This is a genomic window from Pseudomonas sp. Sample_21 (assembly GCF_004307525.1).
GTDB lineage: Bacteria > Pseudomonadota > Gammaproteobacteria > Pseudomonadales > Pseudomonadaceae > Aquipseudomonas > Aquipseudomonas atacamensis.
The window spans coordinates 1-17,540 of record NZ_RCNZ01000039.1 but is presented as its reverse complement, the minus strand read 5'-3'; the positions used below and the strand labels follow the sequence as shown (position 1 = coordinate 17,540).

Genomic DNA, 17,540 nt, shown 5'->3' with positions numbered 1-17,540 from the left:
TCGCCACAAGCCCATCGAGAATCATCGTGCCCCCTTCGCCAGAACGCTTCATCCCCGCCTTCGGCCTCGGCAATCCGCATCTGCAAACGCTGTGGGGGCCGCTGTGGCGCAAGACCGTGCACATCGAGCGAGAACGCGAGCGCCTGTGGCTCGAGGACGGCGACTTCCTCGACCTCGACTGGCACGGCCCGCACAGCGCCGAGGCGCCGTTGGTCCTGGTGCTGCATGGTTTGACCGGCTCTTCCAATTCGCCCTATGTGGCGGGCATTCAAAAGGCCTTGGCCGAGCAGGGCTGGGCCAGCGTCGCGCTGAACTGGCGCGGTTGTTCCGGCGAGCCGAATCTGTTGCCGCGCAGCTACCACTCCGGGGCCAGCGAAGACCTTGCCGAAGCCATCCAGCACCTGCGCGCGAAACGCCCGTTGGCGCCGTTGTACGCGGTCGGCTATTCGCTGGGGGGTAATGTGCTGCTCAAGCATCTGGGTGAAACCGGCAGCGACAGCGGCGTGCTCGGCGCGGTGGCGGTGTCGGTACCGTTCCGTCTCGATCAATGTGCCGATCGTATCGGCCAAGGGTTTTCGCGGGTGTATCAGGCGCACTTCATGCGAGAGATGGTCGCCTACATCAGGAACAAGCAGCGTCAGTTCCAGCATGACGGGCGCGAAGACGGCCTGGCGAAACTGGCCGCGCTCGGCTCGCTGGAAAACATGCGTACGTTTTGGGATTTCGACGGCCGGGTTACCGCGCCGCTGCATGGCTTCAATGATGCCGAGGATTATTACCGCCGCGCCTCGAGCCGCTATTACCTCGGCGAGATCCGCACGCCGACGCTGATCATTCAGGCGGCGGACGATCCGTTTGTATTTCCACACAGCCTGCCGCAAGCCGACGAGTTGTCAGCCTGCACCCGGTTCGAATTGCAGGCGCGTGGCGGTCATGTCGGCTTCGTCGACGGCTCGGTGCGCCGGCCCGGGTATTACCTGGAGCGGCGTATCCCGCAATGGCTGGCCGAGACCAGTGTGTGAACACCGCATATCCCCTGTAGGAGTGAGCCTGCTCGCGATCGCGGTGTGTCAGTCTGGAAATTCAATGCCTGACAGGACGCCTTCGCGAGCAGGCTCGCTCCCACATGGGATCAGCGATGTTATTCGCCGGTGGCAATGCCGCGCGACGGCTCGTTGATCCACTCGCTCCACGATCCCGCATACAGCGCCCCCAGCGGATAGCCAGCCAGGCACAGTGCGAACAGGTTATGGCACGCCGTCACCCCGGAGCCGCAGTAGGCGACCAGTTCCGACGGTGAGCGATCGCCCAGTTTCGCGGCAAAGCGCTGCTTGAGCTGCTCGGCCGGCAAAAACCGTCCATCACTGCCGAGGTTGTCGGTGAACGCCGCACACTGTGCGCCGGGAATGTGCCCGGCGACCGGATCGATGGGTTCCATTTCGCCCTTGAAGCGCGGCAAGGCGCGGGCGTCGAGCAGGGTCAGGGTTGGCTGGCCGAGGCGCTGCTGCAATTGTTCGGCGCTGAGCAACAGGCTCATGTCCGGCTGACCACTGAAGCGGCCCGGCGTCACGCTCGGCGGATCCAGGCTCAGCGGCAGGCCGGCGGCGTGCCAGGCTTTGAGCCCGCCATCGAGAATGAATACGCCGTCGCGCTTGCCCAGCCATGCCAGCAACCACCACGCCCGCGCCGCGTATGCACCCGGGCCGTCGTCATACAGAACCACATCGCTGTCGTTGCTGATGCCCCAGGCTTGCAGGCGTTCGATCAGCGCCGCCGGCTCGGGCAACGGATGACGCCCGGTCACGCCCTTCTCGACTTTGCCGCTTAGATCCCGTTCCAGATCGGCGAAACTCGCCCCGGCAATGTGCCCTTCGGCGTAGCTGCGCTGGCCGTAATCCGGATCTTCGAGGGCAAAACGACAATCGAGAATCACCAGCCCCGGCTGCTCTTTGCGAGCGTCCAGTGCTTGTGGGCTGATCAACTGCGCAATCGACATAACGGGCTCCTGTGGAATTCGGCTGAACGGTTTATTTCACGTCTTCGAGAGCCTGCGCCAGCGGCACGTAGAACTCGTCGAACAATGCGTTGACTTCATCCCGCGCCTGATCGGTAACAAACCCTGCTTCCAGCACCAGCACCTGGTACACGCCACGCTTCACGGCCTGTTCGCTGAGGTGGTTGGAGTTTTCCCGCGTGGTGCACAGAAAACGCACCCACGAGGTCAGGATGATCCACGCATTGAGGGTCAGCGATTCGATCTGCACGCGATCCATTTTCAGAATGCCGGCGGCGACAAAACCTTCGTAAATTGCGGCCCCCTGGATCACGCAGCGCTGGGAGAAACGCCGATAACGCGCGGCCAGTTCCGCATCGCTGTCGAGCAGATGCTCGAGGTCGCGGTGCAGAAAGCGGTAGCGCCACATGGCCGAGAGCAGTTCCTTGAGATAGAAACGCTTGTCCTCGACGGTCGCCGGGCGACCCTGAGGCGGACGCAGAAAGCTGTCCACCAGGGCTTCGTACTCACTGAACAACACGGCGATGATCGCCTGCTTGTTGGGGAAGTGGTAGTACAGGTTGCCCGGAGAAATCTCCATGTGCGCGGCGATGTGGTTGGTGCTGACGCTGCGCTCGCCCTGCTGATTGAACAGCTCCAGGCTGTTCTGAACGATGCGCTCGCTGGTTTTTATTCGTGGGGCCATGGCTTGAGCTTTAATTCAGAGTGCGTAGACGGCGCATCTTACGACCTAACCGGAAATGGATAAAACACTGACGTGCGCGGAAGTCGTTTGACTTTCTAGAGCTTAGACTCTAAAAAGTGCCCACTACAATAAAATCCGGAGCCCGCGATGACTGCCGACATTGCCTACCTGCAAACGCTGCAACAGCCTCTTGAAACCCTTGATCGGCAGTTCCAGGCACAACGCGCCGCGTACGCCGCCAACCCGATGCCACCGGCCGCACAGCGGCAACAATGGCTCAAGGCTTTGCGCGATCTGCTCAGCGCTGAGCGGCAGGCATTGATCGACGCGATCAGCGCCGATTTCAGTCACCGCAGCGCCGACGAAACCCTGCTCGCCGAGCTGATGCCGAGCCTGCACGGCATTCACTACGCCAGTCGTCACCTGAAAAACTGGATGAAGCCCTCGCGACGCAAGGTTGGCATGGCGTTCCAGCCTGCTTCGGCGAAGGTGGTTTATCAGCCGCTGGGCGTGGTCGGCGTGATCGTGCCGTGGAACTACCCGCTGTATCTGGCCGTGGGGCCGATGGTCGGCGCCCTGGCTGCCGGCAATCGGGTGATGCTCAAGCTCAGCGAGTCCACCCCGGCCACCGGGCTGCTGCTCAAAGAGCTGCTGGCGCGGATCTTTCCCGAAGACCTGGTTAGCGTGGTGCTGGGTGAGGCGGACGTCGGCGTGGCGTTCTCGCGTCTACCGTTCGATCACTTGCTGTTCACCGGTTCCACCAGCGTCGGCAAACACGTCATGCGCGCTGCGGCGGAAAACCTCACGCCGGTCACCCTGGAACTGGGCGGCAAGTCGCCGGCCATCGTCTCCAGAGACGTACCGCTCAAGGACGCCGCCGAACGCATCGCCTTCGGCAAAACCCTCAACGCCGGGCAGACCTGCGTCGCGCCCGACTATGTGCTGGTGCCGGAAGACCGCGTCGGCGCTTTCGTCGAGGCCTATCGTCAGGCTGTGAAAGGTTTCTACCCGACCCTGGCCGACAACGTCGACTACACCGCGATCATCAACGAACGCCAACTGGCCCGGCTGAACGGATACGTCAGCGACGCGACCAGCAAGGGCGCACTGCTGATCCCGTTGTTCGAACAAGGCCAGGGCCGACGCATGCCGCACAGCGTGCTGCTCAATGTCAGCGATCAGATGACCGTGATGCAGGACGAAATCTTCGGCCCATTGCTGCCAATCGTGCCCTACCGCGATCTGGAGCAGGCATTCGCTTACATCAATCAGCGGCCTCGTCCTCTGGCTCTTTACTACTTTGGCTACGACAAACGCGAACAGCATCGCGTACTGCACGAGACCCATTCCGGCGGCGTATGCCTGAACGACACCTTGTTGCATGTGGCTCAGGACGATATGCCCTTCGGTGGCATCGGCCCCTCGGGCATGGGCCATTACCACGGCCACGAAGGTTTCCTGACCTTCAGCAAGGCCAAGGGCGTGCTGATCAAACAGCGCTTCAACGCGGCCCGGCTGATCTACCCGCCCTACGGCAGATCGATTCAGAAACTGATTCAGAAACTGTTCATTCGCTAAACGTTCGTCGACGCCGGGTAATAACAACAATGCACCCAAGCCTGACCGAAACACCTGCCCTGTCGCGCCGTGGCCTGCTGAAATTCAGCCTCGGCGCCAGCGCGTTTCTCGCCACCGCCGGCCTTGGCGCCAGCCTCACTGGCTGCTCGTCGAGCGTCAGCGCCAACGGCTTTGTGGTTTTGCGCGACGGCGATCTGCTGTTCCTGCGCGCGCTGATCCCGGTGATGCTCGACGGCGCCGTCGCCGCCGGGGAAATGCCCGCAGCGGTCGACGGCACGCTGAAGTCGCTGGACTACAGCCTCGATCACGTGTCGCCGGAAATGCTCAAGCTCACTCGGCAACTGTTCGATGTGCTCGGCATGGCCGTGACCCGTGGCCCGCTCACCGGCATCTGGGGCAGTTGGGAAAACGCCAGCGCTGAAGCGATGCGGCATTTCCTCGAACGCTGGGAGAACAGTTCATTGAGCTTGCTGCGCATGGGCCATAGCTCATTGCAGCAGATGGTGATGATGGCCTGGTACACCCGCGCCGAATCCTGGGCGCATTGCGGTTATCCCGGGCCGCCGAAGGTCTGAAACCGGGGCGCGGTCTTCGCGAGCAGGCTCGCTCCCACATTTGAAATGCATGTCCCTGTGGGAGCGAGCCTGCTCGCGAAGGGGCCAATTGCATCACCTCAGCATCCAGAATAATAAAGAGAACCTGACCGATGCCCGTACCCGATCCCTTCCGCGAAGGCCTCGCCCGAGGCTGGAAAACCTACAACGGCGCGCAACTGAGCGACGACCTCACCCTCGAAGCCGACGTGGCGATCATCGGCAGTGGCGCCGGCGGCGGTACCACGGCGGAGATCCTCAGCGCGGCCGGCTACAAAGTCCTGCTGATCGAAGAAGGCCCGCTGAAGACCAGTTCGGATTTCAAACTGCTCGAAGACGAGGCCTACAGCAGCCTCTACCAGGAAGGCATCGGGCGCATGAGCAAGGACGGCGCGATCACGATCCTGCAGGGCCGCGCGGTCGGCGGCACGACGCTGATCAACTGGACTTCGAGCTTCCGCACACCCGAGCCGACCCTCGAACACTGGGCCAGCGAGCACAACGTCACAGGCCATAGCCCGACAGAGATGGCGCCGTGGTTCGAAAAAATGGAGCAGCGCCTCGGGGTCGCGCCGTGGATGGTGCCGCCCAATGCCAACAACGATGTGATCCGCAAAGGCTGTGAGCAACTCGGCTACAGCTGGCACGTGATCCCGCGCAACGTTCGCGGTTGCTGGAATCTTGGCTATTGCGGCATGGGCTGCCCGAGCAACGCCAAGCAATCAATGATGGTCACGACCATCCCGGCGACGCTGGAAAAGGGCGGCGAGCTGCTGTATCTGGCGCGGGTGGAGAAGCTGCTGATCAGCGGCGACAAGGTTACCGGCCTGCATTGCGTGGCGATGGACGAGCGCTGCGTCGAGCCGACCGGGCGCAGCATCACCGTCAAGGCGCGGCATTACGTGCTGGCCGGCGGCGGCATCAACAGCCCGGCGCTGTTGCTGCGCTCCGACGCGCCGGATCCGCATGAGCGCGTGGGCAAGCGCACCTTTCTGCACCCGGTGAACATGTCCGCCGCGCGTTTCGCCGAGGTGGTCAATCCGTTCTACGGCGCGCCGCAGTCGATTTATTCCGACCATTTTCAATGGAAGGACGGCACCACCGGGCCGATGGCATTCAAACTTGAAGTGCCACCGCTGCATCCGGCGCTGGCCGCCACACTGCTCGGTGGTTTCGGCAAGGAAAACGCCCAGCATATGGCCGACCTGCCGCACACCCACGCGATGCTGGCGCTGCTGCGCGATGGCTTCCACCCGGACAGCAGCGGTGGCTCGGTGGAGCTGCGCGGTGATGGCTCGCCGGTGCTCGACTATCAGGTTTCGCAATACGCATGGGACGGTTTGCGCCGGGCCTTTCACGTCATGGCCGAAATCCAGTTCGCCGGCGGCGCGCAATCGGTGATGCCGATGCACGCCGACGGCCGCTATGTGAAGACCCTGGCCGAGGCGCGCTCAATGATCGATGGACTGAGCCTGGAGCTGTACCGCACGCGACTCGGTAGCGCCCATGTGATGGGTGGTTGTGCGATGGGTGAAGATCCGCAAAGCGCGGTTGCCGACAGCCTCGGTCGCCATCATCAACTGCGCAATCTGTCGATTCACGACGGCTCGCTGTTCCCCACCAGCATCGGCGCCAACCCCCAGCTGTCGGTGTATGGCCTGACCGCGCAACTGGCGACAGCCTTGGCTGACCGACTGAAAAATCCATGAAAAAGCAGAATATTCTTATCGTCTATAGTGCTTTCTTACCCAACAGGCGACTTGGCCGACCGGGAAGGCTGCGATACCATCCGACTCCCCAACGGACTCCCGCCAGGACGACGCGATGAACCGAGTGTTGTACCCAGGTACCTTCGACCCTATTACCAAGGGCCATGGCGATCTGGTCGAACGCGCCTCGCGCCTGTTCGATCACGTGATCATTGCGGTCGCCGCCAGCCCGAAAAAGAACCCGCTGTTCCCGCTGGAACAACGGGTCGAACTGGCTCGCGAGGTCACCAAACACCTGCCGAACGTGGAAGTGGTCGGTTTCTCGACGCTGCTCGCGCATTTCGCCAAAGAGCAGAACGCCAATGTGTTCCTGCGTGGTCTGCGTGCGGTGTCGGACTTCGAATACGAATTCCAGCTGGCCAACATGAACCGCCAACTGGCGCCGGATGTGGAGAGCCTGTTTCTCACGCCGTCGGAGCGTTATTCGTTCATTTCCTCGACGCTGGTGCGGGAGATTGCCGCGCTGGGCGGCGATATCAGCAAGTTCGTCCACCCGGCCGTGGCCGACGCGCTGACCCTGCGCTTCAAGAAGTAGGAACTGCCGAAGGCTGCGATCCTTTTGTTTTTGGATCGCAGCCAAAGAGTGCCCTTGATCGCCCCCGCGTGCACTGCAAGCGCCAATGCGGCACAATTGCGCGCATTGATTTATAGCGCCCGGGCCTGCCGCCCCGGCTGGAGTTAGCATGTCCCTGATCATCACCGACGATTGCATCAACTGCGACGTCTGCGAACCCGAGTGCCCGAACGCCGCCATTTCCCAAGGCGAAGAGATCTACGTGATCGACCCGAACCTGTGCACTCAGTGCGTCGGCCACTACGACGAGCCGCAGTGCCAGCAGGTCTGCCCGGTGGATTGCATTCCACTGGACGAAGCCCATCCGGAGACTGAAGAACAGTTGATGGAGAAGTACCGCAAGATCACCAGCAAGGCCTGATCACATCAGCGCCAGTACCGAAGCCATCGCGGGCAAGCCCGCTCCCACAGAGTCTGTGGTGAAACACAAATTTGTGTGAACACCAAAACCCATGCGGGAGCGAGCCTGCTCGCGAATGGGCCATCAGCCACACCACTGAAACCAGATCAGCTCACTCGCGCTGCTCAAACCCCTCCCCTGTACACCCCAGACACCGCACAAACGCCGCTTTCGCCGGGTCAACCACCAGCGCCTGACCGGCATCGCCAACACCGCCGCCCAGCGCGGTAAACGGCAACGACACCACAAACGCTCCCGCACCGATCACCGTGGCCACCACCAGCAAGGGCCGGGCAATCAGCAGGTCGCCAAGCATGGCGTAGGCCGGGGGATTCTGGATGGTGTAACGCGGATCACCGCTGCCGGTTTCCGAGGCCTGAACGGCCAGGCTGGAACACAACAGCAGCGTGACGAAGAAGACTTGCAGGACTTTCATGGCACGATCCTTCGGGCTGAGCAGTGAGACTTCTCACTATAGACCGAAGGATTTTTTCAGGTCTGGCAGCGCGGGCAAAACACGCTGGCGCGCTGGCCCAGCTTCACTTCGCGCAGGCCGGTGCCGCAGACCTTGCAATGCTGACCTCCGCGGCCGTAGACAAACAGTTCCTGCTGGAAATATCCCGGCTGACCGTCTCCGCCAATGAAGTCGCGCAACGTTGTGCCGCCACGCTCGATGGCGGCGGCGAGGATGCGCTTGATCTCGATTGCCAGTTTCAAGTAACGCCCGCGGGAGATGCCCCCGGCTTCGCGGCGCGGATCGATGCCGGCGGCGAACAGCGCTTCGGTCGCGTAGATATTGCCGACCCCGACCACCACCGCGTTGTCCATGATGAACGGCTTGACCGCCATCGAGCGCCCGCGTGACAGCTGGAACAGGCGCTCGCCATCGAACAGATCGGTCAGCGGCTCCGGCCCGAGGCGAATCAGCAGTTCGTGATTGAGCGGGTCGTTGCTCCACAGCATCGCACCGAAGCGTCGCGGGTCGGTGTAGCGCAGGGCCAGTCCCGACTCCAGTTCGATATCGACGTGCTCGTGCTTCAACGCCGGCAACCCGGCCTCGACCAGGCGCAGATTGCCCGACATGCCCAGATGGCTGATCAGCGTGCCGATCTCGGCGTTGATCAACAGGTACTTGGCGCGCCGCTCGACCAGCACGATGCGCTGCCCGGACAGGCGCACATCGAGGTCTTCGGGGATCGGCCAGCGCAGGCGCCGGTCGCGGACGATGACCCGGCTGACCCGCTGGCCTTCCAGGTGCGGGGCGATCCCGCGACGGGTGGTTTCGACTTCCGGCAGTTCAGGCATGGTGTCCTCGGATCAATGCGCGCCGAGGTCGCGAATCGTTTGTTTGAGTGTTTCGAAGTCGTAGTCCGACAGACCGACGTAATCGAGCACCAGCGGGCCGACCGCGCTCCACTCGAAATCCTCGCTCTGGTTGCCCAGCACGCGATAAGAGGCGCAGATGTGCTCGGCCATTTTCAGAATCGCCAGCAAGTTTTTCAGCTGGCTGTTCTTCGACGATTCGTCGCTGAAAATCGCCAGCGCGTTGTGGTGGTTGGCGATGGCGGCGCTGACATGCTCCGGCAGGCGCCAGGACTTGGCGGTGTAATAACCGACCACGGCGTGGTTGGTGTTGAACACACGGTTTTCCGTATCGACCACGCGGCATTCCGGGCTGGCGCTGGCGTAGGCCTCTTCCAGCACGGTCATGTAATTGGGGAAACGCTGCAGCATCAATGGCACGCCGCAATCGTGGAACAGGCCCAACGCATAGGCTTCGTCACCGGCCTGGGTGCCGATGCGCTTGGCGAGGGTCAGGCAGGTCATCGCCACATCCTGCGCGGTGTCCCAGAAACGGTTGAGGGTGACGATGGTGTCGTCGTTCATCTCGCCCTTGATCGACTGCGCGTTGATCAGGTTGATGATCGAGCGGCTGCCCAACAGGTTCACCGCACGCTGGATCGAGGTGATCTTGTTGCTCAGGCCGTAATACGGCGAGTTGACGATTTTCAGCAGCGCGCCGGACAGACCGGGGTCCTGGGAGATCAGTTTGGCGATCACCTCCAGGTCCGGGTCGGGCATGTACTGCTCCATTTGCAGATCCACCATGATCTGCGGTTGCGCCGGCACACTGATGCCTTGCAGCGATTGTTGAATCTGTTCGGTGGTCAGCTCTTGGGACATAAGTACACACTCCGGGGCAGGCGGCGATTCTAACCGCTGAAACCGCAGGGCGACACACCGATGGGCACATCGCCGGAACTTTCATCTGTGCCCAGGCTTCGGAATCTGTAGGGCGCATCGGACCTCATCGGTCCGCTGCGAAGGCAAAATCTCCACAGACTCAGGAGCTTACCGATGGCAACTTCCCTCAATGGCAAACGCGTCGCTATTTTGGTTACCGATGGTTTCGAACAGGTCGAAATGACCGGTCCCAAGGATGCCCTGGAGCAGGCCGGCGTGCAGGTCGATATCCTCTCGGCCGAGGCCGGCACCGTCAAAGGCTGGAACCATGACAAACCGGCCGACGACTTCCCCGTCAGCAACACTTTCCAGGCTGTGAGCGTCGATCAATACGATGCCGTGCTGCTGCCGGGTGGTGTGCAAAATTCCGACACCATCCGTATCGACCAGGATGCTCAGCATCTGGTCAAGACTGCCGCTTCGGCGGGCAAGCCGATTGCCGTGATCTGCCACGGCAGCTGGTTGCTGATCTCGGCAGGACTGGTCAATGGCAAGACCATGACCAGCTACAAAACGGTCAAGGACGATCTGGTCAATGCCGGGGTCAACTGGGTCGACCAGGAAGTGGTCAAGGACGGCAACCTGATCAGCAGCCGACAGCCGGATGATGTGCCGGCGTTCAGTCAGGCCCTGATTGACGCACTGGCTGCATAAGAGCTGAAATCGCTTTCGCGAGCAGGCTCGCTCCCACAGGTGAATGCATTCCAAGTGTGGGAGCGAGCCTGCTCGCGAAGGGGCCCTCCGCTTTTCATCGCAGGCCAGACCGGAGCACGCCTCAACACGCTATACTCCCGCTCTTTTTTCCGGAGCGACGTCATGTCCCTGCCTAGCCTGCGCCTCAAAGCCAACGCCGACCGTCGCCTGCGCAACGGCCACTTGTGGGTCTACAGCAACGAAATCGACGTGGCCGCCACGCCTCTGCACGGCTTCAAGGCCGGCGATCAGGCGGTGCTCGAAGCCGCTGGCGGCAAGCCGTTGGGCATCGTCGCCATGAGCCCGAACAATCTGATCTGCGCGCGTCTGCTGTCACGCGACATCAAACTGGCCCTCGACAAGTCGCTGCTGGTGCATCGCCTGAATGTCGCACTGTCGTTGCGCGAGCGTCTGTTCGACAAGCCGTTCTATCGTCTGGTCTACGGCGACTCCGACCTGCTGCCGGGTCTGGTGGTCGATCGTTTCGGCGACATCCTCGTGGTGCAGATCGCCTCGGCGACCATGGAAGCGCACAAAGACGACGTGATCGCCGCGTTGACCCAGGTGCTCAAGCCAAGCGGCATCCTGTTCAAGAACGATTCCGCCGCCCGCGACGCCGAAGGCCTCAACCGCTACGTCGAAACCGTATTCGGTCTGGTGCCGGAATGGGTCGCGCTGGAAGAAAACGGCGTCAAGTTCGAAGCGCCGGTCATTCAAGGGCAGAAAACCGGCTGGTTCTACGATCACCGCATGAACCGCGCGCGCCTGGCACCTTACGCCAAGGGCAAACGCGTACTTGATCTCTATAGCTACATCGGTGGCTGGGGCGTGCAGGCCGCTGCGTTCGGCGCCAGCGAAGTGTTCTGCGTCGACGCCTCTGCATTCGCCCTCGACGGTGTCGAGCGCAACGCTGCACTGAACGGCTTCGCTGACAAGATGACCTGCATCGAAGGCGACGTCTTTGAAGCGCTGAAGGAACTGAAAGCCAGCGAAGAGCGCTTCGACGTGATCGTTGCCGATCCGCCGGCCTTCATCAAACGCAAGAAAGATATGAAGAACGGCGAAGGCGCCTACCGTCGTCTCAACGAGCAAGCCATGCGCCTGCTGACCAAGGACGGCATTCTGGTCAGTGCTTCGTGCTCCATGCACCTGCCGGAAGACGATCTGCAGAACATCCTGCTGACCAGCGCCCGTCATCTGGACCGCAACATCCAGATGCTCGAACGTGGCGGTCAGGGTCCGGATCATCCGGTGCATCCGGCCATCGCTGAAACCCGCTACATCAAAAGCATCACCTGCCGTCTGCTGCCCAACAGCTGATTGCGCTTGAACACCGGGGAGCCACTGAGCTCCCCGTTTTTTTGCGCCCCCCCGCCCGTTTTTTTCACACTCGACATGAGTGCCTTGCTCTCTTCCTACAACTTCTTTCTCGCCGCCTTGCAGGAAGTTTCGTCATGCCTGTAAAACATGGAAATTAAACCTACACAGTAAGTCTCCTGCAAAAGATCACTCCGACAAAATTACTGGAATATTCCTACCTAATATCCGCTTGCCAATATTCGATTACAAACTAATATGAAGTTGTCGCAACGAAGCGACTCCAACTACCAATGAACAAGGAGTTCACATCATGAAAACCATTTATCTCGAAACAGACAAACTCGCCAACCTGGCCTTTCTGGTTGCAGCCACCGGCCGCTAAGTAGCCTGGACGCTGGAGAGTGCCGGCACTCTGGCGTCCATCAGACTTTTCCTGAGTGATCTGAACCCATGTATATCAATCCTTTTCTTTTTATATTGCCGCGCCCGCCCGGACAAGTAGTCTGGAACTACAAGAACCATACTCAACACGAACTTGATCTTGAATACTCCCACCGCCTCGCCACCCTTATACACAACCCTGATATATTTGACCCGAACAACATAATAGACAGACAACTTCTGGACGCAGGCATTCTAACAACTTCAAAAATAGACAGCCCGGATTGGGGCTGGGATGAACTATCGAAGATTTATCACATCGGCACACAAAATATACCTTGCGCACATACGCCTCGGAATATTCACGAGTGGTCCAGGCAATATCTGGCGCACTGCAGCGAAGTGCTGGCGAAGCCGGAACCTGCGAACACCCCGGCGCCGCGATCAGTGCAGCCCTTGATTACCCTGCCCGTACCGGGCGCCATTAATGATGACAGCCTGACTCAGGCCCTGATGAGGCGCAAAACCTGTCGTTCCTACACCGGTGCGGCGGTGACACTGAACGAGGTCGGCACGCTGCTGTATCTGACCCTCGGCTATCTTCCCCCGCGCGATGATGCCCACGCCGATCCGGTCGCGCCGGGTCTCGAGGCCCGCCGGAGCTGCCCGTCCGGCGGCGGATTGAACGCCTGTGAGGGATTTGTCCTGGCGCAAAATGTCAGCGGGCTGGAACCCGGCATCTACGCCTACCACCCTGCCGAACACGCTCTGAGTGGGATCAATGCGCTGCCGGATCCGGAACTGGGCCAATTGCTCGGCGGCCAGCACTTCATCAACAACCTGCCGCTGGGCGTGTTCATCACCGCCAGGTTTGATCGTCTCTGGTGGAAGTACGAACACTCGCGCGCCTATCGCATGGCATTCATCGAGGCCGGTCATCTCTCGCAAACCTTTCAACTGGTAGCAACAACGCTGGGGCTGAACACCTGGCTGACCGGCGCATTTGCCGACGCACAGGTTGAAACCCTGCTCGGCATCGCGGGCAGCGCCGAGCAACCGTTGTTCTTCGTCGGTTGCGGACAAAGCGATGGCCAGGCCATGTGCCAGGAAATGCGTGATCTGCTCAGCGGAGCACAGTCATGATTCCCACGGCGATGGACGAGAGCGAAGCCCCGGTGTCATGGTCGCTGAAATTCACGCTTCCAGACTGGGAGAGCCGTGCATCGGTACGCAGCAGTACCCATGACTACCGGTTACCGGGCGATGTCGAGCAGCAATTGCAAACCCGCTACTGGTTCCCCCCGGCCTTCGTGCCCTATCTGGCGCATCCGGCCGTCCAGGCCAAAGGGCGCGAAACCCTGCACCGCCTTACCGCCAATCATCTGGTGTATTTCCTCGATTACACCACCCTGCTCGAACACCGCATCGTCAACCGCGCCGTGGAAGTCATTGCGCACCGCGAACTGCCCATTTACATACCGCTGCCGATGAAGCATGCGGCACTGCAGCTGTATACCGACGAGGGCTACCACGCGCTGTTTTCCAACCAGATTGCCGAGCAGATCGCTGCGTATTACAGCATCACCCGGCGTCCGGTCATTCCGAAGCGGATCAGCCGCATGAACGCCTTGATCGCGCGCACGCCGGAGAAAAACCGCGCTCTGGCCTGGTTCCTGCTGGGATTTGTCTCGGAAACGATCATTGCCCGCGAGTTGCTGGAGGTCTGCCGCGACACGCTGGTGTCCAGCGTGAACGACATGCTGCGTGATCACCTTGCCGACGAAGCCCGGCACAGCCGTTATTTCGCCGAAGCCTTCCATTATTTCTGGATTGCGATGAACAGTCGTCAGCGCCTGTTCGCCAGCAAGACCCTCGTGGAGATCATTTCCATCTTCTTCGAAGCAGATGAAAGCTGGCTGCAACAAAGCCTGCGTTCGGCCGGTATTGCCGAGATCGACGTGATGGAGATTGTCGGCAGCACGGTAACGGTGCAGGCCAACCGCGCTCGTGCACGTGCTGGCTGCAAGCCTACTGTGGAGGCCCTGCACAAGGCCGGCTTCTTTGCATTGCCCCATAACCAGACACTCTTCGCCAAAGCAGGATTGATCGATGGATAAACACAGCCGTGCAACCACCCGCCGACAACAGCGCGGAGCAATCAGCCTGCTGCTGGCGATGATCCTGCTAGGCGTGTTTCCGCTGGATGTGCTGCTGCCTTCCTTTCCGGCATTGGCAGCCCACTTTGGCCGATCGTCAAACGACATCGCGCTGTCGATCAGTCTGTTTGCCGTGGGCATCGCATTTGCCCAGTTGTTGATCGGCCCGTTATCCGATGTGATCGGGCGCAAAGGTCTGCTGCTTGCCGGCATGAGCGTGTCGCTGCTCGGCGCACTGGGCTGCGTGCTGAGCAATGACTACACGCTGTTCCTGATTTTCCGGGTGATGCAGGCGCTGGGATGCGGTTGCTTCGTGCTGTCCCAGGCACTGGTGCAGGACCTGTTCGAAGGCAACGAGCGTGATCGCCTGCGGATCCTGATGGTCACCGCCACGGGCATCTTCATTTCGGTATCACCATTGGCGGGCACGTTTCTGCAGGCCACGCTCGGCTGGCGCGGCAGCTTCTGGGTGTTCATCGCCTTGGCCGCCGTGGTTCTGGTGAAGACGTGGCGGCTGCTCGATAACAGCCGGCCCGTTCAGAATGGGCCACACGGGGGTTTCATAAAGCCCTACAGATTGGTGCTGAGCAATTTCGAATTCGTCGGCTGCTGGCTGATTTCTGCATTCGCTTTCGCCTGCCACTTTTCCTTCATTGTCATTTCCCCGCTGATCTTCATGGAGCAGCTGCAGATGGCACCTTACGATTTCGCCTTGATCCTGCTGATCTACGGCGCCGCCTATGTCTTTGGCGGCCTGTTCGCCAGCGTGCTGAATCGGCATATCAATGCGCAACAGCAGATTTTCACCGGGCTGAGTCTGATCCTGCTCTCGGGGCTGGTGATGCTCTATCTGGCGGCCAGTCATGATCTGTCAGCGGCGACTGTGTTGATTCCGATGCTGATCTGCACGGTGGGCACGACCATTTCACGACCACCGGCTACCTCACGCGCCATGAGCCTGTTCGCCGAAAATGCCGGCGCATCGGCGTCCGCCGGCAGCACCATCATCTTTATCTGTGGCGGGCTGGTCAGCGCCTTGATCAGCCTCGGCCCGGCCAACCTGCAAGCGACGCTGGGTTACGGCTTCGTGGTGTTGAGCGGCGTATCGCTGTTGCTCAACAGCGTGATTGGCCGTCGCGTCAGCAGCCGGCGCAGCAATCCGGTGATGCCGGGAGGCGACCACTGATCCTGCCAGTCGTCATCCCGCGTGCCTCTTCAGCGGGGGAACAACGCTTTGCGCCATTCCCTCGCGACGCCAGCGGTGTAGAATCGCCTCATTCATCGCCATTCATCCCCGGCGGGTTTATGAGCTCAGGCTGAGACCAGCGGCGATCCCGCAACGTCATCGGCAGCTTCCGGACACACGGCCATTTTTCGGGTGTTTCAGAGGTCAACAGAAGCTCACTCCCCTTTAGTACGTGATTAGCCGCCCGGAGTGCTCCATGCCAGATTACCGCTCGAAAACATCCACCCACGGCCGCAACATGGCCGGCGCCCGCGCACTGTGGCGCGCCACCGGCATGAAAGATGACGACTTCAAGAAGCCGATCATTGCCATCGCCAACTCGTTCACCCAGTTCGTCCCGGGGCATGTGCACCTGAAGGACCTGGGTCAGCTGGTCGCCCGCGAAATCGAACGCGCCGGTGGCGTGGCCAAGGAATTCAACACCATTGCTGTCGATGACGGCATTGCCATGGGCCACGACGGCATGCTGTATTCGCTGCCGAGTCGCGAGATCATCGCAGACTCCGTCGAGTACATGGTCAATGCCCACTGCGCCGACGCCATCGTATGCATTTCCAACTGCGACAAGATCACCCCGGGCATGCTGATGGCTGCACTGCGCCTGAACATCCCGGTGATCTTCGTTTCCGGTGGTCCGATGGAAGCGGGCAAGACCAAACTCGCTTCCCACGGCCTCGACCTCGTCGACGCCATGGTAATCGCCGCCGACTCCAGCGCTTCTGACGAGAAAGTCGCCGAGTACGAGCGTAGCGCCTGCCCGACCTGCGGTTCGTGCTCCGGCATGTTCACCGCCAACTCGATGAACTGCCTGACCGAAGCACTGGGTCTGGCCTTGCCGGGCAACGGTTCTACTCTGGCCACCCACAGCGACCGCGAACAGCTGTTCCTCCAGGCCGGTCGCACCATCGTCGAGCTGTGCAAGCGTTACTACGGCGAGAACGATGACTCCGTGCTGCCGCGCAACATCGCCAACTTCAAGGCGTTCGAGAACGCGATGATGCTCGACATCGCCATGGGCGGTTCGACCAACACCATCCTGCACTTGCTCGCAGCTGCCCAGGAAGCCGAGATCGATTTCGACCTGCGCGACATCGACCGTCTCTCGCGCAGCGTGCCACAGCTGTGCAAAGTCGCACCGAACATCCAGAAGTACCACATGGAAGACGTGCACCGCGCCGGCGGCATTTTCAGCATCCTCGGTTCGCTGGCCCGTGGCGGCCTGCTGCACACCGACCTGCCGACCGTGCACAGCCGCAGCATGGAAGAAGCCATCGCCAAGTGGGACATCACCCAGACCAGCGACGAAGCCGTGCATCACTTCTTCAAGGCAGGTCCTGCGGGCATTCCGACCCAGACCGCATTCAGCCAGTCGACCCGTTGGGAAACCCTCGACGACGACCGTGAAAACGGCTGCATCCGCAGCTTCGAGCACGCCTATTCGAAAGAAGGCGGCCTCGCCGTGCTGTACGGCAATATCGCGCAGGACGGCTGCGTGGTGAAAACCGCCGGGGTTGATGAGTCGATCCACGTCTTCGAAGGCAACGCGAAGATTTTCGAAAGCCAGGACAGCGCCGTGCGCGGCATCCTCGCTGACGAAGTGAAGGAAGGCGACATCGTCATCATTCGCTACGAAGGCCCGAAAGGCGGCCCGGGCATGCAGGAAATGCTCTACCCGACGTCCTACCTGAAATCCAAAGGTCTGGGCAAAGCCTGCGCGCTGCTCACCGACGGGCGGTTCTCCGGCGGTACTTCCGGCCTGTCGATCGGCCACGCTTCGCCAGAGGCTGCGGCCGGTGGCGCGATCGGTCTGGTGCAGGATGGCGACAAGGTGCTGATCGACATTCCGAACCGCTCGATCAACCTGTTGGTCAGCGACGAAGAACTGGC

17 protein-coding genes are annotated in these 17,540 nt (G+C 61.0%); 12 read left to right on the top strand and 5 right to left on the bottom strand.

Going from position 1 to position 17,540, the window contains the following annotated elements:
* Positions 1–26 precede the first annotated feature (26 nt).
* Positions 27–1,022 (top strand): hydrolase, encoded by a 996-nt coding sequence (locus tag D8U71_RS05745; protein WP_130887364.1) that lies wholly within the window; start codon positions 27–29, stop codon positions 1,020–1,022.
* Positions 1,023–1,141: 119 nt separating this feature from the next.
* Here D8U71_RS05745 and D8U71_RS05740 read toward each other — a convergent pair whose 3' ends face one another.
* Positions 1,142–1,996 carry a sulfurtransferase gene (locus D8U71_RS05740; RefSeq protein ID WP_130887363.1) on the bottom strand — a complete coding sequence of 285 codons (855 nt, stop codon included), beginning with the start codon at positions 1,994–1,996 and terminating at the stop codon, positions 1,142–1,144.
* 31 nt (positions 1,997–2,027) lie between these two features.
* Complete coding sequence (locus D8U71_RS05735) at positions 2,028–2,699, bottom strand: TetR/AcrR family transcriptional regulator (protein WP_016772708.1); 672 nt, start codon at positions 2,697–2,699, stop codon at positions 2,028–2,030.
* 147 nt (positions 2,700–2,846) lie between these two features.
* On the opposite strand from D8U71_RS05735, the gene D8U71_RS05730 reads away from it, so the two are divergent.
* The 5 genes from D8U71_RS05730 to D8U71_RS05710 all read left to right on the top strand — a co-directional run bounded on the left by D8U71_RS05730 (position 2,847) and on the right by D8U71_RS05710 (position 7,574).
* Complete coding sequence (locus tag D8U71_RS05730; RefSeq protein WP_130887362.1) at positions 2,847–4,277, top strand: coniferyl aldehyde dehydrogenase; 1,431 nt, start codon at positions 2,847–2,849, stop codon at positions 4,275–4,277.
* Between the two features lie 29 nt (positions 4,278–4,306).
* Positions 4,307–4,852, top strand: a complete 546-nt coding sequence (locus tag D8U71_RS05725) for a twin-arginine translocation pathway signal protein (protein WP_122706753.1) — start codon at positions 4,307–4,309, stop codon at positions 4,850–4,852.
* 131 nt (positions 4,853–4,983) lie between these two features.
* Positions 4,984–6,579, top strand: coding sequence for a GMC family oxidoreductase (locus D8U71_RS05720; RefSeq protein ID WP_130887361.1), 1,596 nt, complete (start codon positions 4,984–4,986; stop codon positions 6,577–6,579).
* A gap of 115 nt (positions 6,580–6,694) precedes the next feature.
* On the top strand, positions 6,695–7,174 hold the full coding sequence (coaD, locus tag D8U71_RS05715; RefSeq protein ID WP_003229157.1) for a pantetheine-phosphate adenylyltransferase: 480 nt from the start codon (positions 6,695–6,697) through the stop codon (positions 7,172–7,174).
* Positions 7,175–7,322: 148 nt separating this feature from the next.
* On the top strand, positions 7,323–7,574 hold the full coding sequence (locus tag D8U71_RS05710; protein ID WP_130887360.1) for a YfhL family 4Fe-4S dicluster ferredoxin: 252 nt from the start codon (positions 7,323–7,325) through the stop codon (positions 7,572–7,574).
* Positions 7,575–7,725: 151 nt separating this feature from the next.
* Here the strand turns inward: D8U71_RS05710 and D8U71_RS05705 are convergent, their stop codons facing one another.
* From D8U71_RS05705 to D8U71_RS05695, 3 genes are read right to left on the bottom strand one after another with little or no spacing between them, the layout of a single operon-like run.
* Positions 7,726–8,049: a multidrug transporter gene (locus D8U71_RS05705; RefSeq protein ID WP_076564452.1), complete on the bottom strand. Its 324-nt coding sequence runs from the start codon at positions 8,047–8,049 to the stop codon at positions 7,726–7,728.
* A gap of 56 nt (positions 8,050–8,105) precedes the next feature.
* Positions 8,106–8,918 (bottom strand): bifunctional DNA-formamidopyrimidine glycosylase/DNA-(apurinic or apyrimidinic site) lyase, encoded by an 813-nt coding sequence (gene mutM / locus D8U71_RS05700; protein WP_016772703.1) that lies wholly within the window; start codon positions 8,916–8,918, stop codon positions 8,106–8,108.
* A gap of 12 nt (positions 8,919–8,930) precedes the next feature.
* On the bottom strand, positions 8,931–9,743 hold the full coding sequence (locus D8U71_RS05695) for an HDOD domain-containing protein (RefSeq protein ID WP_160769650.1): 813 nt from the start codon (positions 9,741–9,743) through the stop codon (positions 8,931–8,933).
* 228 nt (positions 9,744–9,971) lie between these two features.
* On the opposite strand from D8U71_RS05695, the gene D8U71_RS05690 reads away from it, so the two are divergent.
* From D8U71_RS05690 to ilvD, 6 genes are all read left to right on the top strand, one after another.
* Positions 9,972–10,511, top strand: a complete 540-nt coding sequence (locus tag D8U71_RS05690; protein WP_016772701.1) for a type 1 glutamine amidotransferase domain-containing protein — start codon at positions 9,972–9,974, stop codon at positions 10,509–10,511.
* 162 nt (positions 10,512–10,673) lie between these two features.
* On the top strand, positions 10,674–11,870 hold the full coding sequence (locus D8U71_RS05685) for a class I SAM-dependent rRNA methyltransferase (RefSeq protein ID WP_016772700.1): 1,197 nt from the start codon (positions 10,674–10,676) through the stop codon (positions 11,868–11,870).
* Positions 11,871–12,320: 450 nt separating this feature from the next.
* Positions 12,321–13,394 carry a SagB family peptide dehydrogenase gene (locus D8U71_RS05680; protein WP_130887359.1) on the top strand — a complete coding sequence of 358 codons (1,074 nt, stop codon included), beginning with the start codon at positions 12,321–12,323 and terminating at the stop codon, positions 13,392–13,394.
* A complete protein-coding gene (locus D8U71_RS05675; protein ID WP_130887358.1) occupies positions 13,391–14,368 on the top strand; it encodes a diiron oxygenase in 978 nt (325 codons plus the stop codon). Before D8U71_RS05680 ends, D8U71_RS05675 begins: the two co-directional genes overlap by 4 nt.
* Complete coding sequence (locus tag D8U71_RS05670) at positions 14,361–15,593, top strand: MFS transporter (RefSeq protein WP_130887357.1); 1,233 nt, start codon at positions 14,361–14,363, stop codon at positions 15,591–15,593. The genes D8U71_RS05675 and D8U71_RS05670 overlap by 8 nt, the downstream gene beginning before the upstream one ends.
* A gap of 256 nt (positions 15,594–15,849) precedes the next feature.
* A partial coding sequence (ilvD, locus tag D8U71_RS05665; protein WP_130887356.1) for a dihydroxy-acid dehydratase occupies positions 15,850–17,540 on the top strand: 1,691 nt, incomplete at its 3' end.